General features: G+C 67.9%; 13 protein-coding genes and 1 pseudogene. 2 read left to right on the top strand and 12 right to left on the bottom strand.

Translation table 11 applies throughout. The features are described from left to right. Nucleotides 1-45: 45 nt before the first annotated feature. The 5 genes from ACZ7NC_RS31990 to gmd form a co-directional block, all read right to left on the bottom strand. Nucleotides 46-2,322 (bottom strand): LamG domain-containing protein, encoded by a 2,277-nt coding sequence (locus ACZ7NC_RS31990; protein ID WP_471493131.1) that lies wholly within the window; start codon nt 2,320-2,322, stop codon nt 46-48. Nucleotides 2,323-2,474: 152 nt separating this feature from the next. Continuing rightward, nucleotides 2,475-4,892, bottom strand: a complete 2,418-nt coding sequence (locus ACZ7NC_RS31985; protein ID WP_471493129.1) for a LamG-like jellyroll fold domain-containing protein — start codon at nt 4,890-4,892, stop codon at nt 2,475-2,477. An 83-nt stretch (nt 4,893-4,975) separates the two neighbouring features. Then, nucleotides 4,976-5,506 carry a hypothetical protein gene (locus tag ACZ7NC_RS31980; RefSeq protein WP_471493127.1) on the bottom strand — a complete coding sequence of 177 codons (531 nt, stop codon included), beginning with the start codon at nt 5,504-5,506 and terminating at the stop codon, nt 4,976-4,978. Next, on the bottom strand, nt 5,503-7,689 hold the full coding sequence (locus ACZ7NC_RS31975; protein WP_471493125.1) for a LamG domain-containing protein: 2,187 nt from the start codon (nt 7,687-7,689) through the stop codon (nt 5,503-5,505). Before ACZ7NC_RS31975 ends, ACZ7NC_RS31980 begins: the two co-directional genes overlap by 4 nt. Before the next feature lie 234 nt (nt 7,690-7,923). Then, entirely contained in the window at nt 7,924-8,937 is a 1,014-nt protein-coding gene (gene gmd / locus ACZ7NC_RS31970; protein ID WP_471493123.1) for a GDP-mannose 4,6-dehydratase, read from the bottom strand. A gap of 91 nt (nt 8,938-9,028) precedes the next feature. Between gmd and ACZ7NC_RS31965 the strand changes: the two genes are divergently transcribed. Then, nucleotides 9,029-9,979, top strand: a complete 951-nt coding sequence (locus tag ACZ7NC_RS31965; RefSeq protein WP_471493121.1) for a GDP-L-fucose synthase family protein — start codon at nt 9,029-9,031, stop codon at nt 9,977-9,979. A gap of 187 nt (nt 9,980-10,166) precedes the next feature. On the opposite strand, the gene ACZ7NC_RS31960 is transcribed toward ACZ7NC_RS31965, so the two are convergent. Further along, nucleotides 10,167-11,645, bottom strand: a complete 1,479-nt coding sequence (locus ACZ7NC_RS31960) for a sugar transferase (protein WP_471493119.1) — start codon at nt 11,643-11,645, stop codon at nt 10,167-10,169. An 817-nt stretch (nt 11,646-12,462) separates the two neighbouring features. Here ACZ7NC_RS31960 and ACZ7NC_RS31955 point away from each other — a divergent pair. Beyond that, nucleotides 12,463-12,620, top strand: a pseudogene (locus ACZ7NC_RS31955) (NF041680 family putative transposase); the annotation flags it as partial. A 50-nt stretch (nt 12,621-12,670) separates the two neighbouring features. Here ACZ7NC_RS31955 and ACZ7NC_RS31950 read toward each other — a convergent pair. From ACZ7NC_RS31950 to ACZ7NC_RS31925, 6 genes are all read right to left on the bottom strand, one after another. Then, nucleotides 12,671-13,447, bottom strand: coding sequence for an FkbM family methyltransferase (locus tag ACZ7NC_RS31950; protein WP_471493117.1), 777 nt, complete (start codon nt 13,445-13,447; stop codon nt 12,671-12,673). Next, nucleotides 13,444-13,674, bottom strand: coding sequence for a Trm112 family protein (locus ACZ7NC_RS31945; protein WP_471493114.1), 231 nt, complete (start codon nt 13,672-13,674; stop codon nt 13,444-13,446). Before ACZ7NC_RS31945 ends, ACZ7NC_RS31950 begins: the two co-directional genes overlap by 4 nt. Further along, nucleotides 13,671-14,588, bottom strand: coding sequence for a DMT family transporter (locus ACZ7NC_RS31940; protein ID WP_471493112.1), 918 nt, complete (start codon nt 14,586-14,588; stop codon nt 13,671-13,673). Before ACZ7NC_RS31940 ends, ACZ7NC_RS31945 begins: the two co-directional genes overlap by 4 nt. 26 nt (nt 14,589-14,614) lie before the next feature. After that, entirely contained in the window at nt 14,615-15,412 is a 798-nt protein-coding gene (locus tag ACZ7NC_RS31935; protein ID WP_471493256.1) for a class I SAM-dependent methyltransferase, read from the bottom strand. 59 nt (nt 15,413-15,471) lie between these two features. Then, nucleotides 15,472-17,007 carry a condensation protein gene (locus ACZ7NC_RS31930; protein ID WP_471493110.1) on the bottom strand — a complete coding sequence of 512 codons (1,536 nt, stop codon included), beginning with the start codon at nt 17,005-17,007 and terminating at the stop codon, nt 15,472-15,474. A gap of 100 nt (nt 17,008-17,107) precedes the next feature. Then, the gene (locus ACZ7NC_RS31925) at nt 17,108-22,411 is read right to left on the bottom strand and encodes an alpha-(1->3)-arabinofuranosyltransferase domain-containing protein (RefSeq protein ID WP_471493108.1); all 5,304 of its coding nucleotides are present in this window, start codon (nt 22,409-22,411) and stop codon (nt 17,108-17,110) included. Nucleotides 22,412-22,541 lie beyond the last annotated feature (130 nt).

Genomic DNA, 22,541 nt, shown 5'->3' with positions numbered 1-22,541 from the left:
GCACAGCTTCAGCAGCGAGTCATGCCGGGCACAGCTTGATCGTCATCAGGGGGCTCCCTGCGCGCCGAGCTGGTGGTGCCGTGCCACCTGCGCCGGGGAGAGCACGCTGGGGTAGACGGCGGCCTCGTCGATCTGCCCGTTGAACAACACGCTCGACGGGTTGCCCGGGCTGATCTGCCAGCCAGCCAGTCCGCCCGGCTCCCCTCCGCCCACGTGCCAGTAGCCGGTGTAGTTGGCGCTGGTGGTCACCTGCGGGTTGCTCGCCTGCAGTGCCCCGTCCACATACAGCCGCATCCCGCTGGGTCCTTGGGTGGCGACGACGTGGTGCCACTGGCCGTCGTTGAGAGGCCCACTGCTGTGGATGGTCTGGACGGCGCCGGCGTGCGCCCCGAACCACACAGCACCGCCATTGCCCATGTAGATGTGCTTGTCGTTGTGGCGGCTGCGCGCCATCCAAGTGCGGCTGTCGAAGCCGATGATCTTGCCGCCGGTTGTCGACGTCGTCTTGAACCAGGCCTCGATGGAGTACGCCGCGGGGGTGGGGCTGGAGCGGTCGCTGTAGGTGTATTCGTTGCTGCCGAGATAGCCGACGGCGGCGTTGGAACTGGGGACGGCGCCCGGGGTGAGCCCGCGGACGGGTCCGCCGCGGTGGATCCCGCCGTTGTTGCCGCCGGAGGAATCAGCGGCGAACGTGCCGGCCCTCTCCTCGAACCGCCAGTGCAGGTTGGCGCCGTCGGCGGCGACCTGCTGCGCGTACGGATCCGGCGTCGCAGCCGCCGTGACCTTGGCGGTCGTGGATCCGACGCTGGTGTTACTGCCGTCGCTCGCTGTGACCCGGTAGGTGTAGGTGGACCCCGGCCTGATGTCGGTGTCGGTGAAGGTCAGCTGCGGGCGCTGCCACAACAGCGACGAACCGGTGACGGTGTGGATCGGCCTGTCGGAGCCGTTGCGGTAGACCCGGTAGGTCAACTCGCTGTCGTCCAGGTCGAGACTGGACTGCCAGCGCACATCGACCGCGCCCGGCCGCGTGCTGGATGCGCTCGCCTGCGGTACCGACGGCGCACCCGTATCCGGATGGTTCGCGAACCGGGTCAGGCCCTGCTGCGGCTTGCCGTTGACCGAGGTGAACTCACCGCCCACCCACATGTAATCCGTGTCGCCCTTCGGCGCGGTCGTCATTACCCGCGGCCCGATCCGCTCACCGAGGCCGTCATTGGTGTCGGGGAACCAGCCGAGCAGAGACGGGCCGTCCACCGACTGAGCGAGCAGATGCTGACGCTCCCACAGTTCGGGGAGCTCGCCCATCGCGCTGCAGTCATGGGCGTGCGAGGCGGAGTAGAGGACGCCCTTATAGGACTCAACGGCTTGTGTCGCGCCGTAGCAGCTGTCCCGCCAGCGCTCATTGAAGCCGTTGAGATCGAAGGCCATCCGGCCGTCGTACGAGGTGGGGCCGGTGGCGGGAGGGCTGCCTGCTGGAAGGGAGAAGTTCTCGTTGGCGGTGTAGAAGCCGGTGGCGTCGACGTCGATGTCCTTCACCCGCATATTGCTCGCGAGCCAGCCTGCCGGATAGTTCTTTGTCAGGCCCCCGTTGGCACTGTTCACGACAGCGAGAGCCAGCGAATCGGCGCTGTTGACGTGCGAGAAGTCCCCGCCGAGGATCACGTTTCCACCGTCCGGGGTCACCTCGACCGCCCGGCCCACCTCATCGGCGTTCGCCGTCCACGGCCGTAGGCCACCCGTGGCGTTGACGGACGCGAAGTGACGCCGGGGCTGACCGGCCACGGTGGCGAAGTCGCCGCCGAGATAGACGCTGCCGTTGGTGGCTGCCAGCGCCCGCACGGTGGCGTTCACCGCTGGCTTGAAGCTCGCCTTCGGGGTGCATGTCTTGATGTCGATGGCCGCCACATTGCTCACCTTGACGCCATTGACCGCTCCGAAGCGGCCCCCCGCGTACAGCGTCTTGTGGTCCGGCGACACCTTCAGCGCCCGCACCGTCGCCAGCCCAGAACTCACCGTGAAGGACAACTGGCAGGACGTCGGCTCGCCCGACGCAGCGTCCAGCGCCGCGAAATTCACCGCCGACTGCTCATTCGTGCCCGCCGCCGCACCCGGTGGCCTGATCGCGGAGAAGGTGCCCCCCGCGAAGACGACTCCATCCGCCTGTGCCATCGCCCACACGATGCCATTGGTCTGCCAGGCCGGCAGCTCATCCGCCGTCATCGCCACCGGCTCAGTGCGCGCGGCAGCCGGCCACGCCGTCACCACTCCGGCTCCAACCAACGCCGGCATGACGAGCGCCAGCGCAGCCACGCCAACCGACATCGAGCGTAAACGCATGTGGCCTCTGGCCCTTTCTGTCTCACTGTCCTCAAGGAGACGCCTCAGTACCGAGCTCGTGATGCTGCGCCACCTATGCGAGGGACAGCACGTTCGGGTAAACGGCGGTCTTGTTCTGTGTGCCAACAGCCTGTGTGTCATTTGCACTGGAATGGTGGCGTCCTCTGGACGCACGCGGCTTCGTAGAAGAGAGCCTCCACGAGGCTGGTGGCAGTTTCCTTGCCTTCGGCAGCCGTTTCCTTTTCGACAGCGCCGGGGGCGTTGTCCAGGCTTGCGATCCCGTTCTGGCTGACCGGAGTGTGGCGGGCCAGGTTGATGCCGAGCTGGCGGTGCTGGCTGATCTGGGCGGGTGTCAGCGCCTTCGGGTAGACGGCGGTTTCGTCGATCTCGCCGTTGAAGAAGACACTCGAAGGCCGCTGCGGCCAGTTCGTTCCCATGCGGCCGCCGCCGACGTGCCAGGAGCCGAGGTTGTTCTGGCTGAACGTCACCCTGTTGGGCTTGGTCTGCAGCCTGCCATCCACGTACAGCCGCGTTCCATTGGGCCCCTGGGTGGCGACTACGTGATGCCACGCACCGTCGTTGAAGCTTTGCTTGGTGCTGATGTAGCTGATCTTCCGGCTGGTGCGGTCCGTGTTGACGCCGAAGACAAGACGACCGCGATTGTCCAGGTAGATGTGCTTGTCGTAGTTGTTGAAGCGACCGGCGGGAAGATCCAGCTGTTCCTGAGTGGGGCCGAATCCTATGAGTTTGCCGCCAGTTTTCGTGGTGGTTTTGAACCAGGTTTCGATCGAGTAAGCGGCCGGCCGCCATGTGACGGTGTCGCTATAGGTGTATTCATCATCGCCGAGGTAGCCAATTCCAGCGTGGGAGCCGGCCATACCGGGGGTCAGGCCACGGGTAGGACCATTCTTGTGGACCCCATTATTGTTCTTGCCGGAGGAGTCGGCTGCGAAAGTGCCATTGGTTTCCTCGAATCGCCAGTAGAGGTTTGCCCCGTCGGCGATGATTCGCTGCGCGTATCGGTCCGCCGTCGCCGCCACGGTGACCTTGACCGACGCGGACCGGGCACTGGTGTTGGCGCCGTCACTCGCTGTGACCCGATAGGTGTGGGTAGACCCAGGCGTGACGTCGGTATCGGTGAAGGTCAGCTGCGGCCGTTTCCCCAACCACGATGAACCGAAGACAGTGTGGATCGGATCGTCAGAGCCGTCGCGGTAGACGCGGTAGGTCAGCCTGCTGTCGTCCAGGTCCAGGCTGGATTGCCAGCGGAAATCGACTGCACCCGGCCGGGTACTGGAGACGCTCACCTGCGGCGTCGGTGGCGCGCCCGTGTCAGGGCCGCTCGCGAAACGGGTCAGCCCCTGCTGCGGCTCACCGTTGACCGTGGTGAACTCGCCCCCGACCCACATGTAGTCGGTGCCGTTGCGCGAGGCGGCCGCCAGCACCCGCGGGCCGATCTTCTCGCCGAGCCCGTCGTTGGTGTCAGGCAGCCATCCCAGCAAGGACGGACCGTCCACCGACTGGGCAAGCAAATGCTGTCGCTCCCGGTTCGTAAACCCACCCGCGCCGCCGCAACGGTGGGCGTGCGAGCCGGAGTAGAGCACGCTCTTGTAGACCTCGACCGCCTGAGTCGCGCCAATGCACGTGTCCCGCCAGCGTTGACTGAAGTCGGAGAGGTTGAAGGCGATCCGGCCTTCGACGGGGTTGCCCTCCTGGGCCGTGTAGAAGCCGGTGGCATCAGTGGCGATGTCCTTCACCACCGTGCGGGCGGGAAGAAAGCCCAGCGGATAGCGTTTGGCCAGGGCGCCACGAGTGCTGTCGACAACGGCCAGGGCATGGGAGTCGGCGCCACGGACGGTGAAGAAGTCGCCGCCGAGAATGACATGCTTCCCATCCGGGGTCGCCTCGATGGCCCGGCCCGGCTTGTCGGCGTCCGCCGTCCACGGGCGCAAGGTGCCCGAGGCGGACAGCGACGCGAAGTAGCGACGCGCCTTGCCCTCGACCGTGGTGAAGTCACCGCCGAGGAAGACATCGTCGCCGGTGACCGCCAGCGCCCGCACAGTGGCACTCACCGACGGCTTGAAGTCGGATCTCGGAGTGCAGCTGGCGATATCGATGGCGGCCACATTGCTGACCTTTACACCGTTGACCGTCCCGAAGCGGCCCCCCGCGTACAGCGTCTTACCGTCCGGCGACACCTTCAGCGCCCGCACCGTCGCCAGCCCGTCCCCCACGGTGAACGACAGCTCACACGACGTCGGCTCCCCCGTCGCGGCATCCAGCGCCACAAAGTTCACCGCCGACTTCTCGTCCGTGCTCAGCGCCGCACCCGGCGGCCTCACCGTCGAGAACGTGCCGCCCGCGAAGACCACCCCGTCCGTCTGGGCCATCGCCCGCACAATGCCGTTGGTCTGCCAGGTTGGAAGCTCATCCGCCGTCATCGCAACCGGCGCCGTCAACGCGGCGGCCGAAGGCGCCATCACCCCAGCTCCCGCCAGCGAAACGGCCGCCAACGACAAGGCAGCCGTACAAACCCCCATTTTGCGCAAGCGCATATGCCCTCGGTCTCCTTCTCGCATCTCAGATCACGGCGAGCGAACGCCGTTCCTCGCACCCCAGTGACCAGAGTCGCCTTGCTCTACTTCTCCGCCGCCTTCAGCAGCGGTTTGTGCTCCGGGCACAGCTGGGTGATGGCATCCCGTGCGCCTGTGATCTCGCCGCTCTTGATGGCCCCGATGGCGGCTTTGCGGTCGCGTCCGGCGAGGCTGGTGATGCGGTCACAGGCCTCTTGGCCGGCTTCCAGAATGGCTGCCGGGTCTACGCCCTTGGGTACCCGATCGGTCAGGTACTGCTTCTGTTCCTCGGTGATGGTCCCGGTGGCAGGAGTGAGTTCGGACTTCGGCACCTTTGGGCCGGGCGGGATCCGGTTGGCCTCGTCTGCGTCCTTCTCGTCGACGTCCGCCCCCTGTGCCGTGTCCTTGCCGCTGTCCGCTCGGGCGGGATCCGTCGTAGCCGACGCTGCCGCAGACGGGCTCTTGGCGGCGCCGTCGTTGTGCCCGTCCCCGTCGCTGCACCCGGCTATGAAGAGCACCGCCGCCGCCACCCCGCCTGCGCAGGCGGCGATCATACGGTTGGTCGCGGTGCCTGGCCTGGGCTTGATCGTCGTCATGGTGTACCTCGAGTGCCGATGGTGTAGTGCTGTGCCACCTGGACCGGGGACAGCACGCTTGAGTAGATGGCGGTCTCGTCGATCTGACCGGTGAAATAGGGGCTCGAAGGAGCGCTTGGCCAATTCGCCACCGAGTCGCCGCCAACATGCCAGTAACCGATGTAGTTCTTGCCGGTCGTCGCGGCCGGGCCGGCCCCCTGCAGCTTGCCGTCCACGTACAGGCTCATCTGGCCGGGCCCCTGGGTTGCGACGACGTGATGCCACTTGCCATCGTTGAGGCCTGGGGTACTGCTGACAGTGGCCGGCGCCGCGGCGCCGGAGACACCGAAGACGAGACTGCCGGTGTTGGTCATGTAGATGTGCTCGTCATAGACCACACTCGGCCGTTCCTGGCGCTCGCCGAAGCCTACGAGCTTGCCGCCCGAGGTCGTGGTCGTCTTGAACCACGTCTCGATGGAGAACGTTGTGGGGCGCAAGCTGGGGTGGACGCCGTAGGTGACGTCACCGGCCATGTCCTCCGGCGAGACCGGTGCCTGTGTGTCCACGCCCTGGTATCCGATGGCGGCGCTGGAGCCCGTCACCCCGCCGACGCCGGGGACCACGCCGCGGATGGGCCCGTTGCGGTGGATACCGTTGTTGTTGATGCCAGTGGTGTCGGCGGCGAAAGTGCCGGCCGTCTCCTCGAACCGCCAGTAAAGGCCGGCGCCGTCTGCGATGACCTGTTGCGCGTACGGGTTGGCTGTGGTGGCCGCGGTGACCTTGGCGGACGTCGACTTGGCGCTGGTGTTGGTGCCGTCGCTGGCTGTGATTCGGTATGTGTACGTGGACCCGGGCGTGACGCCGGTGTCGGTGAACGTGAGCTGCGGGCGCTTCCACAACAGCGACGAGCCGGAGACCGTATGGATCGGCTTGTCCGAGCCGTTGCGGTAGACGCGGTATGTCAGATCGCTGTCGTCCAGGTCAATGCTGGACTGCCAGCGCACATCGATCCTGCCGGGCGCCGTACTCGACGCGCTCACCTGCGGTACCGACGGCGCACCCGTGTCCGGGCCACTCGCGAAACGGGTCAGCCCCTGCTGCGGCTTGCCCTGCACTGTGGTGAACTCACCGCCCACCCACATGTAGTCGGTGCCGTCCTTCGAAGCGGTGGCCATGACCCGAGGCCCGAGCTGCTCGCCGAGTCCATCATTGGTGTTGGGGGTCCAGCCCAGCTTCGCCGGGTTGTCCACCGACTGGGCCAGCAGGTGCTTGCGCGGCGATCTGGGGAATTCGCCCATGACACTGCAGTCTTGGGCGTGCGAGGCGGAGTACAGCACGCCCTGGTAGACCTCGACCGCCTGCGTCGCGCCCTTGCAGTCGTCCTGCCAGCGCTTGTCGAAGCTGTCGAGACTGAAGGCGGTGCGGCCGTCGAACCAGCCTTCATTTGCGGTGTAGAAGCTGGTGCCGTCGGTGGCGATGTCCTTCACCCGGGTATCGGGCTCCCAGCCCGAGGTCCCCTTGGGTGTGGAACGGGGAAAGTATCCGAGCGGGTAGGTTTTGGTCAGGGCGCCGCTATCGCTGTTGACGACGGCTAGGGCGTGGGTGTCGGCCCCGTTGACGGTGTAGAAGTCGCCACCGAGGATGACGTTCTTGCCATCGGGAGCGACTTTGATCGCTCGGCCCGGGTCGTCGGCGTCGGCCGTCCAGGGGCGCAGTGCGCCCGTGGTGGTGACAGAGGCGAATTTGCGGCGGGCCTGACCGGCGACGGACGTGAAGTCGCCGCCGAGATAGACGGCGTCATTGGTGACATCCAGGGCCCGTACCGTGGCGCTGACGGATGGCTTGAAGCCGGCTTTCGGGGTGCAGGTGGCGATGTCGATCGCGGCGACATTGCTGGCCTTGACACCGTTGACCGCCCCGAATTTCCCTCCCGCGTAGAGCGTCTTGTGATCCGGCGACACCGCCAGTGCCCGCACCGTCGCCAGTCCTGAGCCGACCGTGAAGGACAGCTCACACGACGTCGGCTCCCCGGTAGCGGCATCCATGGCCACGAAGTTCACCGCCGGCCGCTCATCAGTGCCGGAGGCGGCACCCGGCGGTCGCACCGCCGAGAAGGTGCCGCCCGCGAAGACGACCCCGTCCGCCTGGGCCATCGCCCACACGATGCCGTTGGTCTGCCAGGTCGGAAGCTCATCGGCCGTCATCGCAACCGGCGCTGTCAGCGCAGTGGCCGAAGGCGCCACTACCCCGGCCCCCGCCAACGACGCAGCCGTTAACGACAAAGCAGCTGTGCAAATCCCCACCGAGCGCAAGCGCATTTACCCTCTGGCCTCTTCCATATCTCGAGTCACGCCAGAGTACGTCGCGGCAGGCAAATGGCTTTGTCAGCAGGTTGACAAATTTCCTGCAATAATCGGTCACTGGCAGTTAATTGCCGGTCACTTGTCTATGCGCACTGTTGTCCCCCCTAATTCGGCTGCGAGTTGCGCCACATCCGCTTCCACCATGATCCGGGCTAATTCGGACCACAACACCTTTGGCTTCCAGCCGAGCACCGATTCCGCCTTCGACGCGTCTCCGATGAGAGCGTCGACCTCGCTGGGCCGCTCGTACTTGGGGTCGAAGCGCACGTGATCGGCCCAGTCGAGCCCGGCCACGGCGAAGGCGGCTTCGAGGAACTGCTGCACGGTGGCGGCGGTGCCGGTCGCCACGACGTAGTCGTCGGGCTCGTCGTGCTGGAGCATCCGCCACATCGCCTCCACATACTCGGGGGCGTAGCCCCAGTCCCGTAGGGCATCGAGGTTGCCCAGGTAGACGTGCTCCTGCAGGCCTGCCTGGATCCGTGCCACGGCTCGGGTGATCTTGCGGGTGACGAAGGTCTGGCCGCGGCGTGGCGACTCGTGGTTGAAGAGGATGCCGTTGACGGCGAAAAGGTCATATGCCTCGCGGTAGTTGACGGTCGACCAATAGCCGAAAATCTTGGCGCAGCCGTAGGGACTGCGGGGGTGGAAGGGAGTGAGCTCGTTTTGCGGGGGCGGGGCCGAGCCGAACATCTCGGATGAGGAGGCCTGGTAGATCCGGGTGTCGATACGGCTGGCACGGATCGCCTCCAGCAGCCGGAGCGATCCCACGCCGGTCACGTCGGCGGTGTAGAGGGGGGTGTCGAAGGAGACCCTGACGTGGGACTGAGCGCCGAGGTTGTAGACCTCGTCGGGGCGCAGATCACGCAGCAGGTTCACCAGCGCCGCGCCGTCGGAGAGGTCGGCGTGATGGAGGACGAGTTGCCGCTCGGGCTCCTGCGGACCTTGGTAGATGTGGTCGAGCCGCTCGGTGTTGAAGGACGATGAGCGGCGGATGAGGCCGTGAACGGTGTAGCCCTTCGACAACAGCAGTTCCGCGAGATACGAGCCGTCCTGGCCGGTGACCCCGGTGATCAGCGCGATCTTGGTCATGATGGTGCATCCCCCTAGGGGCTCGTTCTTTATTCATACTATGTAGTGGTTCGAGGCTAATGTCCTGGCAGAATCCGGAGCCGTGAGTGAAATGAAGCAAGCAGACGAGTTACTGCCGGACGGGGCCCGAGTGTTCGTCGCCGGCCACCGCGGCCTGGTCGGATCCGCGGTCTCTCGCCGCCTGGCGGCCGACGGCTTTGAAGTGGTCACAGCCGACCGGACCCGGCTGGACCTGCGAGATGCGGCGCGTACGGAGGCGTACCTGCGCGATGTGCGCCCAGAGGCGGTCGTGCTGGCCGCCGCGAAGGTGGGCGGAATCCTCGCCAACAACGCGTACCCGGTGCAGTTCATTGAGGACAACCTGCGGATCCAGCTGAGCGTGATCGCCGGAGCGCACGCGGCGGACGTACGGCGGCTGTTGTTCCTGGGCTCCTCGTGCATTTACCCCAAGCACGCACCCCAGCCCATCAGCGAGGACGCCCTGCTGACCGGTCCGCTGGAACCGACGAACGCGCCCTACGCGCTCGCCAAGATCGCCGGGCTCATGCAGGTGCAGTCCTACCGGCGCCAGTACGGCGCCTCCTACATCGCCGCGATGCCGACGAACCTCTACGGGCCCGGCGACAACTTCGACCTGGAGACCTCGCACGTCCTTCCTGCGCTCGTCCGCCGTTTCCACGAGGCCAAGCGGGACGGCGCCGACAGGGTTGTGCTGTGGGGCAGCGGTACGCCGCGCCGCGAGTTCCTCCACGTCGACGACCTGGCAGCTGCCTGCGCCATGCTGTTGCGCCGCTACGATTCCGACCAGCCGCTCAACATCGGTTGTGGCGAGGATTTGACGATCCGCGAACTCGCCGAGTGGGTACGGGACATTGTCGGCTACCAGGGCCGCATCGCCTTCGACCCGAGCAAGCCGGACGGCACCCCCCGCAAACTGCTCGATGTGTCCCGTATCTTCTCCCTCGGCTGGAAACCGAAGATCCCGTTGCGCGACGGCATAGCGGCCGTTTACGAGGACTGGCGGGCCACTGCCGCGACTTGACCCGGTGAGACCGCCCTCGCCTAAGGGCGGTCTTCGCCCGGCAACACCGCAGGGGCACCGACCTGTGGCAACTGCCCACCGAAATCGGGGCGGGATGTCCCGTCCATGTTCCCCAAGCGCACCTCGCCGGGGCGGCGCGCCCCGCAGCCGCGGCAGGCGACAGGTGAGACCGGAAGGGAGGACCACTTCAGTATGCTCCCCGGCCGTCGATCACCGCTCGGAACGTACGGGCTATGACGTCGAGGTCTCCGCCGATCGACCAGTTGTCGGCGTAGTGCAGATCCAGTGCCACCGACTCGTCCCACGACAGGTCCGAACGCCCGCTGACCTGCCATAATCCGGTGATGCCCGGCTTGACTGTCAAGCGGCGCGCCTCCACCTCGTCGTATTGAGCCACTTCCTCCGGCAAGGGTGGCCGAGGCCCGACGAGCGACATCTCCCCGCGCATCACGTTCACCAGCTGTGGCAGCTCGTCCAGCGAAGTGCGCCGCAGCCAGCGCCCCACCCGCGTGACCCGCGGATCGCGGCGCATCTTGAACAGCGGCCCGTCCTTTTCGTTCGCGCCTTTGAGCTCGTCGAGGCGCTGCTCGGCGTCTGCCACCATCGTGCGGAACTTCCACATCGTGAAGGGGACACCGCCCTGCCCGGTCCGGGTCTGCCTATGCAATATCGGACCAGGGGAATCCAGCCGTACCGCGAGCGCCAGGGCCCCGTACAGGGGCGCCAGCAGCAGCACTGCCAGTCCCGCCCCTACCCGGTCGAGCGCCGACTTCGCCGCCAGCTGTGGTCCGCGCCGCGTGGGCGGTCCCACATGCAGCAGTGAAAGACCGGCGACCGTGGTGGTGTGCAGGCGCCTGGGCGCGACATCCGTGAGGCCGGGAGCCAGCGCCATCAGCAGGCCGGCGTCATGCAGGGCCCATGACAGGCGGCGCAGCCGCTCGCCACGCAGCAGCGGCCCCGGCGCCACCAGCACCAGCTCCGCGCCCAATCGCTCGGCGGCCGTCGTCACGGGCAGCCGGTCGCAGTCCCAGGCAGCCGGTGGCTTGGTGCTGAGCCGTCCCATGACCGGAGCCCCGGACATGAGACGGCCTTCGCCCACCGGTACGACCCCGGTGACGACGTATGCGTGATCGGTGCGCGCGGCGAGATGTTCGATCACGTCGTCCGCCGCGCTGGGCTCACCCACAACCATCACCCGGTGCACCGACTGCGCCTCTCGGCGCAGCGCTGTCAGATGGCGGTGTGTCGCTTTCCGGCAGACCACCGTCAGCACCGGTGCCACCGACAATGCCAGCAGTGCCAGGAACGGATTGGACGCTTCGCCCGTCAGGACGCGTATCACCGCGAGCAGCCCCAGCAGAGTCGCCCAGTCCCGCAGCACCGGCAGGACGTCCTGTGACTCCCCCAGCTCCTGGGCTGCGTAACGCCGATGTGACGCGCGCGCTGCGAGCCAGACCGCCGATGCCGCGCATGCTGCGGGCACCGGATGGGGCTGATCCATGGCGCGGAACACGGCCAGGACGGGGACACCAACGCCGAGGGCATCCGCGGCCAAAGCCACGGCCATGTACCACCGCGCCTTGTCAGGTCGAGCCAGGCCGGTGTCACTGTCTAATCGGGGCCGTTTTGTCCCTGATTCCATGTGGGACATGCCGACGCGCCGCATGAACCCCCCTGGTCCATTGTGTGGTCGATCATGCAACGCACCGGTTCTCCCCTCACTCCCCAAGGTGACAGGAGAAACCGGTGCGCGACGTCAGCGACGTTAAGGCAGACCTTTCCCCGAACCAGCCGATTGGGACCGCTTTCATGGGGTGGCATGAGCACTGCCTCGCCTGCGCGGGCGGCGGCACTGTCTCCGGCCATCAGAGCTCGGCCACCCGGCCGCACTCTGTTTTCGGCGGCCATTGGCAGCGATGCCCGGCGGTGCGGCAACGCCGCTCGGCATAACTGAGGCGGCGTCAAATCCCCGTACGTCCAAGCCGATCGACCGTGGAGTGCCACGACACTACCGCGCGGCCCGGTCGGCGTCCGACCATAGGAGCAGCAGCGCACCGCACGCGCGTCCGACCAAGGCAGCGCCTCGGCGGCTCACTCCCAGAAGTGGATCGGGGGACGCACGCTGTGTGAACTCGGCCACCCGCTAAATGGCAAGCGCTTTCCATTTCTGATCTATCTCGGACCTCGAGGAACCAAGGAGCAGCCATTAGCGTTGAGGCGTGTCCGACAGATTGCGTGACCGAGCCGCGCTGACGTCGTGTCGTCGGCGTGGGGCTAGGCGTCGTCGGCTGGGGTGAGGCCGCCCCTGCCGGCGAGCGCGGTCACCAGGGCGTCCTCCCAATCACAGCGGGTAGCGTCGATGAGCTTCGAACGCTCCTGGTGGCTGGGCCAGAGGTACCGGCCGCTCAGCTGGCGGCCCTCCTGGGCCTAGTCGTGCATGTCCCGGCCGGGCAGGCGCGGCCCCACGACTCCGCCCACTGGTACGGGTTGACGTCTCGCGGTTGCGTCGCGCCTTGGCCGGGGCGACGTTGCGAGGGCGGCGGACGGCCGACTGGTATTGGCCGTGGCCGTCTCACTGTGGCTGCGGCCGGACGCGAACGCATGTACTGACCCGCCCTTTGAAGTCAGACGCGGGCGCGGGTGGCCGGCCGGGCCAAGCACTCCATGCCGGCGCCGCGCGAGGCACACCCTTCAGGAGCTTCGGACGGTCCCGCCCGGCTCTCGGCCGGCGGGAAGGAAGAGCACTGAGTTGACGTATCTGCGGTGCGGGACCAGGCTGCGCCGCAGTAGCCCCCGCTCGGCGACATGACTGGTGCGACGCTGGTGGAGCGCCAGATTGAAGTCAGCGAGCGGCACCCACTGACGTGCAGGTAGCACCCAGCCGCGATAACCGCACTCAGCCAACAGCGACAACACCGGCTCAAGCGGCTGGATCCGCACCTCCAGCTCTACCAACAGCGCCGGCCGGTCACGGCGCAGAGTCTGCCGCGCCCCGCGCAGCACGGCGAGCTCGCTGCCATCCACATCAATCTTGACGAAGGTGACATCCGTCAGACCCAACTCGTCCAAGGACACGCACGGCACATCAAGCACACTGCCGTGCACCGACCGGCGAACCAACGACGACACACCCCGGTCGCCACGCCCACCGGGCGGCAGCCACAACTGCGCCGTACCAGCACGGTCGGCTGCCGCAGCCGGCACCACCCTCACGTTCGGTGGTGCCATCGCGGTCAGCAGCCGCGCGAGATGCGGCACGGGCTCCACGGTGACAACCCTCTCCGCACACCGTGCCAGTCTCCGTGACCAAGGGCCGTACCAGCCCCCCACATCCACAGCTGTACCACCCAGCGGACAGAAGTCGGCCAGCCGCCTCAACTCCGGCTCGAAACGCGGATACAGCAAGGCAGCCCCCCTGGCGACCAGGCAAGGCGGCAGCCACGGAGCCACACGAGCCGCGAGAGTCACGTCTGAACCCCCTGCGCGCGTTCCAGCAGCTCCTCGTGCTCCTCCTGCGAAACCGGCTCGCCACAGGAAGGCAGCAGTTGGGGAATGCCGTCGAGGACGGGAAAGCGGAGCCGCAGCCTGGGGTTGTAAAGAGCCGTCTCGGTGCCGTCCTCGGCCGTCACCAGGATCAGCGGCCCTTTGTCGAACGGGCAGGCGAGAATCTTCAACAGCAGGTCGTCGAGCTTCATGGTGATACCGCTCCTAGGTTCCTTGTGCTTTGCGACGGTGTGCTTGGGTGTGGCTGGTCGTGGCGCGGCAGCATGAGCAGGACCGATACAGCCAGGGCGGTGCCGCCCAGCCGCAGGACCAGCCGCAGCGGATCATGCGGCAGGGGCTCGCTGAAGGCGATGCTTCCGCTGGCCACGGTGAAGACACAGTTGATGGTTGTGCCCACCGGCACGATGAGCGAGGCCCGGCACCGTTGCAGGGCGGTTTGTGACAGCACCAGTCCGGCAGCACCGGTGATGAGGAGAAGGTACGGGTAGGGGGACGTGGCCAGTTCGAGTACGGCCGCGCCGACATCGGAGGTCGAGAGCAACCCTGAAACGCCCTTGATGGCCAGCGAGCTCACCCCGTACAGCAGGCCGATTGCCACCCCATAGGCCACCCCGGAGGTCGGCAGCCGGTGCCGGCGCCCGGCCTGGCGCTCGGCGGTCCGGTACAGCAGGAGCCCGGCGGCCAGTGACGGCAGGCACATGGCGAGAAGCATGCCGAGGGACGCGCGACGGCTGATCGGCTCGCTGGTGTCGTGCAGCGAGGCCACGACCATCAAAAGTGCGACCGCGATGATCGCGACACCGTACCGCTCCCGGCCGCTCGGCTGTTCGCCCAGAACGGCGGAAGAGAGCAGAAGCAGCAGTACCAGTCCGGAAACGAACAAGCCTTGGGCGGCGGCTATGGGAAGAGTGCGGTAGACAGCAAGCTGGGCGACGAAGCCGAGTGCGAGCGTCAAGCAACCGATGATCCACAGCGGGCTGCCGACCAGGAGCCGTACGACGCGGGCGGGCCGCCCGACGCTCAGCGGCGGCATGCCCGCCAATGCCCGCTTCTCTAGCACGAACCCGGTGCTGTACAGGACATTGGCCAGCAGTGCCGCGGCCACACCCCACCACCATGACGCCACGGGGGTCACACCCGCCTGGCGTGAAGAAGCAGGATCGACGACAGGGAGGGGCGGCGGCAGGCGGCCCGGTCGAGGGCGCGCAGAGGTCGAGGCACACCGTGAAACGGCGCGCCGGTGATCCCTACAACCTCGAAACCGGACGCCGCGACGAACTCCCTGAGCGCCCGTGCGGTGTACAGCCGTAGATGACCGACGACCTCACGTCCCGGCCGGCCGTGAATGGCACGGAGGCTCACCTCGGAGAAGACCGGCTGGACACCAGCGAGCAGCAGTCCACGGTTGTACCAAGCGGCGAGATTCGGCGTGGACAGCATGAGATGCCCGCCTGGGCGCAGCACGCGGCGCAGCTCCTCGAGCGCGGAGTCCGGGTCGACGAGGTGCTCGATCACCTCGCTGAACAAGACGGCGTCGGCACAGGCAGACCGGAACGGCAGGCCCGGCGCGGGGAGTTCACTGTCCGCGGAACCTGCCGTGTCGCCACCAGTGAACTCACCGCGCACGACATACGACAGGCGCGGCGCAGCCCGGCGCAGGGCGTCGTTCGACCAGTCGACCCCGACGATCCGGTGCCCGGCGAGCACGCGGGCCGCCACCGCGGCTGCCGAGCCATCGCCGCACCCGACATCCAGCACGGTCGCAGGCGGGCGGCCCACACGCACCGGTCCGAGCGCCTTCGCCAACACCCGGGCCTGCCGCAGACTCCGCTCATCGCCGGAGGCGACGGGCACCGCGGGATCCTCGTAGAAGTCCCGCAGACCACGCGCCTTCGCATGAGCGGGCGGGCGGTCCTCTGGCACTCTCATGCCGGAGTCGGAATCTGCGCTCTGCCGTGTCCGGCGGAACTCGTCGGGACGAGAGGCGGTCATACAGGGCTCCCTGGAGACTCGTTGCCGCTGTCCGCGTCCTCGGTCCGAAGGCCGGAGGGGCGGTGCCGCGTCGGCATGTCGTCTGGCGTGTGGCGACTGTGGGCGATCGGATATGGCCCGCGGGCCGGGGCGTCATACGTTTCCGGCGCGCCGGACGCCGCGGTAGCGGCGAGGCACTCTTCGAAGAGACGGGCCAGGGCCGGGGCGCTGTCGTCGTCGAGCAGCGCCCTGGACCAACGCAGGGCGAGGTGGAGCCGGTCTCCTGTGCCGACAGTGCACACCGTCAGACCGCGGGGCATGTGGGCGGGGGCCGAGAACCACACAGCAGTGGCACGGCCCGCGTCACCGAAGTCGAAGGGATAGGGCGCCCGGCCGACGTTGCTCAGCAGCACTGTGGACATCCACGGCGCGGACGCCCAGCGCAGTCCGCGCATCACGGCGGCTCTCAGGCCTACCGGTAGCACGGGCGCGGTGAGCAGTGCCGCGCCACGTCCGAGCGGCGCCCGGTGGGTCGCCTTGAGGGCGCGGGTGCGCTGCGCCGTACTGCGTAACAGCGCGGCCACGGCCTCCGGGGAAGGCCGCGCGCCGCGCAGCGCCTCGGCGACCGCCGGGTCCTGAGCAGCGATGACGGCGTCGACGAGACGTCCGCCATTGCCGATCGGCATCTCGGTGCCACGCGGCCGGTCGTCCACCGGCATGGTGATGCGTACCGGCCGGGAAGAGATCGAGCCGCGGCGGCGGTTCCACTGGGCCACCATCAGGGCGGTGGCGACGAGAAGTTGGTCGTTGACGGTGTACGGAGCGTCGGGTGCGCGGTCGGGCAGCGGGAGTTCGGCGACCAGCAGGCCGTTTCCGGCGCCGACTCCCGGTTGCAGTGGTGCCGGAATGATCCGTGCGGGCCTGGCCCACGGTGACGCCCCGGAGCACGGTGCCTCTGCCTGGCCGCCCTTGAACGCCGGGGCCTGTGACCGTACGGGCGCGGGAAGCGGGGAGTTGTCGGCGCCCCCGTACAACTCGGCCGCCGTCGCCAGCACCCGAAGACAGGACAGCACGTCCAGAGCGGTGTGATGGAACGTCAGCAGCAGCACACAGCCGCCACCGGTACCGCAGTCCGTGACGACTTCGAGCCGCACGGGTGGCGACGTCTTCAGCGAAGGACAGTCCGACAGCGCGCGGGCACGAGCACGGGCCAACGCATCGGGGCCGGTCGACGGCGGGTACTCCACCGGTTCGACGTCCGGCGCCGCGGTGAGCTCCCACTCGTAGCGCCGACGGTGCCGACTGCCGCGCACTTCCCGCATCAAGATCCGTGGATGCCGCCGCAACGCTTGGCCGAACGCGGCCCGCCACCGCCCGATCTCAACCCGCCCGGGCAGATGCACCTCGATGTGCACGGATTCGGGCTCGTCGTCCCGCAGGCCGTGCCGCGAGACCTCGTCCACGGTCCCGAAGGGGATCCTCGCTCCGTGGGCGCTGTCGGCTCCGGACCAGTCGTCGGTCTGGTGGCCCCAGGTGGAGGACAAGGCGGTCATCGTTCACCGTCCTCGGTCCGGGGGTGCCTTCGCGTCGCGTCGGGATGCGGGGCTCTCATCCGTTGAATCCTTCCTTCCTCGGAGTCGGCGTCTTATTCGGTCAGTCCCAACGCCGTACCAGGGGCCAGATGCTGCTGGGGTCGGCGCTCCCAGGCATCACGGGCCCGATGGATATGTGCATCCCCTGACCGGACTGCTCCGGCGACGATGACTCGGGGACCTGATCGAGTGGCAGGTCATCTGTACCCGGGTCCGGTGGTTCCGCCGGCATCCCGGCCCCCTGACCTGGGGACAGACCATCCACACCCAGACCCGGACCCCCATTCGGCATCCCAGCCAACGGGCCCACAGGCACACCATCCACACCCAGACCCGAGCCCCCATTCGGCATCCCAGCCAACGGGCCTCCAGGCAGACCATCCAGTCCCAGATACGGCGACTCGCCCGCTGTCCAGGCCACCTCACCCGAAGCCAGGCCGTCCAGCTCGGGCGAACCGCCCGGCGCCCCGGGCACCTCACCCATGACCGCGGGCCAGGTGCTGCTGGGGTCGGCGCTCCCAGGCATCACGGGCCCGATGGATATGCGCACCCCCTGACCGGACTGCTCCGGCGACGATGACTCGGGGACCTGATCGAGTGGCAGGTCATCTGTACCCGGGTCCGGTGGTTCCGCCGGCATCCCGGCCCCCTGACCTGGGGACAGACCATCCACACCCAGACCCGGACCCCCATTCGGCATCCCAGCCAACGGGCCCACAGGCACACCATCCACACCCAGACCCGAGCCCCCATTCGGCATCCCAGCCAACGGGCCTCCAGGCAGACCATCCAGTCCCAGATACGGCGACTCGCCCGCTGTCCAGGCCACCTCACCCGAAGGCACGGCCCCCGCGCCCAGATCCGGCAGGTCACCCGCCACGCTGGCCACCTCACCCGAAGCCAGACCGTCCAGCCCCAGCTCCGGCGTCCCGCCCGGTATCCCGGCCACCTCACCCGTAGGCAGGGCGTCCACGCCCAGATCCGGCAACCTGCTCGTTGTCTCGGTCGGCTTCACGGCCCGGGTGCGCCGTTCGGGCACGCTCTGGGCACGCCGTCGACGCGAGCGTGGGCCGGTGGGGGCGGATGTCTCTTGGTCGCTCGGCCGGTCCGTCGTGACGACCGCCGCGGCCAGTGCCACGAGCGCCAGCAATTGCGCGGGAGCGCCGAACGCTCCCTCGCCGAGCGGAACCGGTGCACCGGCGCCTGCGGCCGCCGTAATGCCCGCACCCGCCATCGCCACGGCAGCGATGGGCACCGTCGCTGCCGGCCACCGCCGAACCACGACAGTCAGCGCCGGCACGATCAGCGCCAGTACTCCGGCCACCACAGCAACCACGGCTGTTGGGGCGACCACGCCAAGAACACGCCCTGGCGCAGGGGGCGGCGGCGCAACCGTGGTCGAGTCGTCGTTGGCCCGGCGCGCCGGCGTACGGCCGCGGCGGCGACCGAAGGCCAGTGCGGCCAGCACTGCCACCCCCGCCCCGCCGGCGGCAAGGCCACCTTTGTAAAGGCCTGCCGGCTCGTACTCGAGGGTGATCGTGCCGCCTTGCCCCGTGGGAATCAGCCAGGCCTGTTGCCAGCCGTCGATCCTGAGCGGGGTGAGCTCCTTGCCGTTGAGGGTTGCCTTCCAGCCGTCGTTGGCGTTCTCGTATGTCTGCAGGTACGAGGCCGCGCCCGCGCCGACGGTGACCGAGCGGCGGTCACCGAGCCAGTCAGTGGTCATGACCGAGCGGGTGCCGGCCGACGAGAGCTGGTCCGGCTTGCCGTGCGACAAGGTGATGTCCGTCAGGGCGAGGGGACCGTTGTCTCCGGCTTCCACCACATGCCGCCCAGGGCTCAGGTCAAGGGTGCGGGCCTTGCCCCGGGCATCGCCCTTGCCTTTGCCCTTGCCCTTGCCCTGGTTCTTGGCCTTGGCCTCGGTTTTGGCTTTGCACAACTCGACGTCGATCGGCTGACCTTCCGTCAGGTCCCGCACGTGGCCCAAGGCCCTCGTCGCGTACCGGGTGCCGTCGACCGTGAGTACCGGGCCTTTGCCGCAGGGCAGGGAGAACTTCTCGTCCGGGTCCGGTGCGGGAGCGATCAGGTCGGCCAGTGCAGGGATATAGACCTCACTGAGCCCGACGGGCAATCGCAGCTTGCTGTCGGCGATCGGGTTGTAAAGGGACACCGGCGCAGTGCGGCTGATGGTGATGTCGAGCCGGTTCGTCGTGATGGGGTCGAATCGGGCCTGGCCGTTCTTGTCCACGTCCGCTGTCGTCGAACCGTACGGAGACCTGATCTGCACCTCTTCCGGGCGGGTGGAGATGCCACCAGCCGCTTGGAAGACGATCTGGTCGATCGCTCGCTTCTTCGGCCACTTCAGGTGGATGACGGGCTTGTCACCAGCGATCCAGGCTGTCATCCAGTCACCGTCCACGAGGTTGCGCGCGCTCAGTGAGGGACTGGTACGGCTGGTGGAGTCGGCGGTGGCGGTGATCCGGGCACGCTGCTTTGGGGCGATCCGCTTCAGGAGTGCGTCCAGCTCGTCACCCGGGACCGGCAGTGCCTGTGCCTGAACTCGGTACTTGCCCGAGGACCCGTCGTCGGTGCGGAACTGCCGGTTCAAGCCCGCCTCCGCCGACACCGAGGAGAAGCCGCCCGGGTCACTGCCGCGGTGCAGCGAGAAGACCTGCGAGTCAGCTTTGCCGCCCTTGCCCTCGGCGTCGCGCGGCAGTTCCAGCAGCTTAGTGACACGCACGCCGGGGATGGACACTTCGGAGAAGCCCGCACCCGGCAGCCCCGGCCTGGCCTCCTGCACGTCCAGGATCTTGATCCGCAGCCACTTCGCCTCGCCCTGGGGCGCCCTGACGGATTGCGGCGCACCGTTCGGCTCGAGGGGGCTGTCGGCAGAACCCTTGTCGGTCTCGACCCGCACGCGCGTGGGCGCAGCCCGCATGCCGTCCCCGGCAGGCAACGGCTCAACCTTGATCGCGGACGGTATCGGGGTCGGAGAGGTGAAGTCGATGCGCAGCCACTGCTCTTCCTTCGCACCGACGCTTCCCCCGGTCGAAACGCCGTCCGACCAATCGCCCCGCGTATGGCTGGGACTGCCGTCGGCCCACGCGGTGTCCAGGTTGCCGTCGAAGGCATTCACCGGCTCGTACTGCGGCAGGTGGAACAGCCAGTGACCGCTGCTGGAAGCGGTCACCTTCTTTGCGCCGCGCAGGACAGCCGTCGTCTGGTGCTCGACTCCGGAGGTCGGCAGGATCTGCTTCGGCTCGGCGCCTGGGTCCTGGAAGCTGTTGGGTGAGTTCCGCTCGTCCGCCGTGTAGGTGTAGGAGGTGTTGTTATTGACCAGACCGAAGCGGGTATCCGCGCGGCGGAGGCCATCCGCGACCGCCTGGAGCGGCGGGGCCTCGACGCCCGGGTGGTCGTCCCCAGTGAGCACGGTCGGCCGCTTACGCATCTGCGGGTCTGTGGACAGCTGGAGCAGCGCCTCCGGGCCGCCGCTGACCATGGCTGTGTCCGCGACGGGCTTCACCGCGACCTGCTTCGGCCGCTCCCCGGGAGCGGCGTCGGCCGGCTCGTAGATCTCCACTGCCTGAAGCCGCGGGAACAGGGCCTGCACCTCGACAGGGGTGTCGTCGGGTATCCGCCCACCGGTGATCAGCGGGCCGAAGCCGGTGACCTTGCGGTAGCCGGAGGCCTCCAGAGTCTTCCTGACGATCTGCGGCGGTACGTAGCCGATCTGATCGGGGTCCAAGTCATTTCGGACGACCACATTCCACAGCCCGGCGCGTGCCAGGAAGTCACGCAGGCCCGGTACTTCAGTGCCGCTCATCAGCGCCTGCTCGACCGCGTCCGTCACACGGCGGGAACCGGGAGTGCCAAAAGGAACGAAGTCGCGCTGGGCCCATCGGGACTCGGCGAGCACGTCCAGAGGCTGGTCGATGGACGAACCCCAGGTGTAGATGCCGTGCGCCGTGGCCGGGACGACAAGGGCGCGGTTGTCCGGCGCGTATTTCTCCAGCCAGTTGGCCGTCTGACTCCAGCTACTGGGCAGCTTGGTGAAAGGGCCGGGCTGGAGGATGCTGCCGTTGACATACGGCAAGATCAGGCCGGGCAGGACGAGAAGTGCGGCGATCACGGGAAGGACTGGCGCAGACCGCCCGCGCAGGGTGGTGGCGGATGCCCGGCGGGACCCACGGCGCCCAAGCTTGGGTGGGGCGCCCAGCCGCTCGGTTGCGTGTGCGGTCACGTGGGTGATTCCGAAGGCCAGGACGAGGGCGAGGCCCGGCTGAAACTTGTAGATGTTGCGGAAGGGCTTGAGTCCCCCGTTCAGCCAGTCCTGCACGGTGTGGTGGAAGGGTGCACCAAGGGCACCGCCGTATCCGGCGAGGGCGATGAGGGCGACGGACAGCACGATCATCAGCAGCCAGCGCCGCTCGGGCAGGTCACGGCGGGCGAGACCGGCGAGACCGAGTGCTGCGGCGAAAGCCGAACACAGCACGGTGACGACCGTGGTGGCCACGGTCCGGCCTGCGGGCAGCCATGAGTGGCCGAAGTTGAGGTAAGCGACCCAGTTGCCGGCGCCGCGCAGCAGTTCGGTGGCGGACATGGTGCCGGTAGTGGTGTTGGCCTGCTCCACGTACGGCATGAAGTCCTCGCCGTAGATGCCGAGCAGCAACAACGGCACCAGCCACCAGGCAGTTGCCAGGACTACGCCCGGAGTCCACCACGCCAGCAGGGCCCGCCTGCGAGGGCCGGCCGGGCGACTCAGCAGATACAGCAGCACGGGCAGCAAAGAGGCCAGGGTGGAGGCCGCGTTGACCCCGCCCATGAACGGGATCAGTACCGCGGACCGCGCTGCCGCGTGCCGCGCACTGAGGTCGGTCCGAGTGAGCGGCAACAGCACCCACGGCAGCATCGCGCCAGGCAGGGTAGCCGCTGACGTGGAACCGATGATGATGGTGAACGTCGGCCACAGCGCGTAGCAGACGGCGCCCAGAAGCCGGGTGGCCGACGTTCCGATGCCCAGCCGCTCCGCGAGTCTCAGGGCACCCCAGAACGCGGTGGTGACGATGAGCGAAAGCCACAACCGTTCGGCGAACCAGACGGGTACGTGCGCCAGGTCCATGACCGTGTAGTACGGCAGCGACGGGAAGGCATAGCCGATGTACTGGTCGGCGATTCCGCCAAAGCCCGCTCGGTCGTGCCATAACTCGCCCAGGTCGTCGATGAATTTGAGCGGGTCCAGGGCGACGCCGAGTTTGGTCTCGAAGGTCATCTTGCCGGGTGAGACCGCGAGGAAGGCGGTGAACACAGCCATCCAGAAGGCCAGCAGCCACCGGCGCCCTCGTGTGTCGTGGGGTGGTGTGGTGGTCATGGTGTTCTCGGGAGGTTCCAGGTGGCGATCTCGCGGAAGGCGTGGAGGAGGGTGAGGGAGCGGCGCCAGGAGGGGTCTTTGTGGGGTGGTTTGTCTGTGCTGGCGGCGCTGGTGGTGGGGGTGGTGGTGT

It is taken from the genome of Streptomyces sp. NPDC111802, from assembly GCF_055634335.1.
The sequence above is the reverse complement of the archived record's forward strand: the minus strand, read 5'-3'. Positions and strand labels throughout refer to the sequence as shown.

Excerpts from the sequence above, each read along its gene's own strand:
- ACZ7NC_RS31990 (WP_471493131.1), bottom strand. The coding sequence starts at position 2,322 with ATGTCGGTTGGCGTGGCTGCGCTGGCGCTCGTCATGCCGGCGTTGGTT.
- ACZ7NC_RS31985 (WP_471493129.1), bottom strand. The coding sequence starts at position 4,892 with ATGCGCTTGCGCAAAATGGGGGTTTGTACGGCTGCCTTGTCGTTGGCG.
- ACZ7NC_RS31980 (WP_471493127.1), bottom strand. The coding sequence starts at position 5,506 with ATGACGACGATCAAGCCCAGGCCAGGCACCGCGACCAACCGTATGATC.
- ACZ7NC_RS31975 (WP_471493125.1), bottom strand. The coding sequence starts at position 7,689 with ATGACGGCCGATGAGCTTCCGACCTGGCAGACCAACGGCATCGTGTGG.
- gmd (WP_471493123.1), bottom strand. The coding sequence starts at position 8,937 with ATGACCAAGATCGCGCTGATCACCGGGGTCACCGGCCAGGACGGCTCG.
- ACZ7NC_RS31965 (WP_471493121.1), top strand. The coding sequence starts at position 9,029 with ATGAAGCAAGCAGACGAGTTACTGCCGGACGGGGCCCGAGTGTTCGTC.
- ACZ7NC_RS31960 (WP_471493119.1), bottom strand. The coding sequence starts at position 11,645 with ATGCGGCGCGTCGGCATGTCCCACATGGAATCAGGGACAAAACGGCCC.
- ACZ7NC_RS31945 (WP_471493114.1), bottom strand. The coding sequence starts at position 13,674 with ATGAAGCTCGACGACCTGCTGTTGAAGATTCTCGCCTGCCCGTTCGAC.
- ACZ7NC_RS31935 (WP_471493256.1), bottom strand. The coding sequence starts at position 15,412 with ATGAGAGTGCCAGAGGACCGCCCGCCCGCTCATGCGAAGGCGCGTGGT.
- ACZ7NC_RS31930 (WP_471493110.1), bottom strand. The coding sequence starts at position 17,007 with ATGACCGCCTTGTCCTCCACCTGGGGCCACCAGACCGACGACTGGTCC.
- ACZ7NC_RS31925 (WP_471493108.1), bottom strand. The coding sequence starts at position 22,411 with ATGACCACCACACCACCCCACGACACACGAGGGCGCCGGTGGCTGCTG.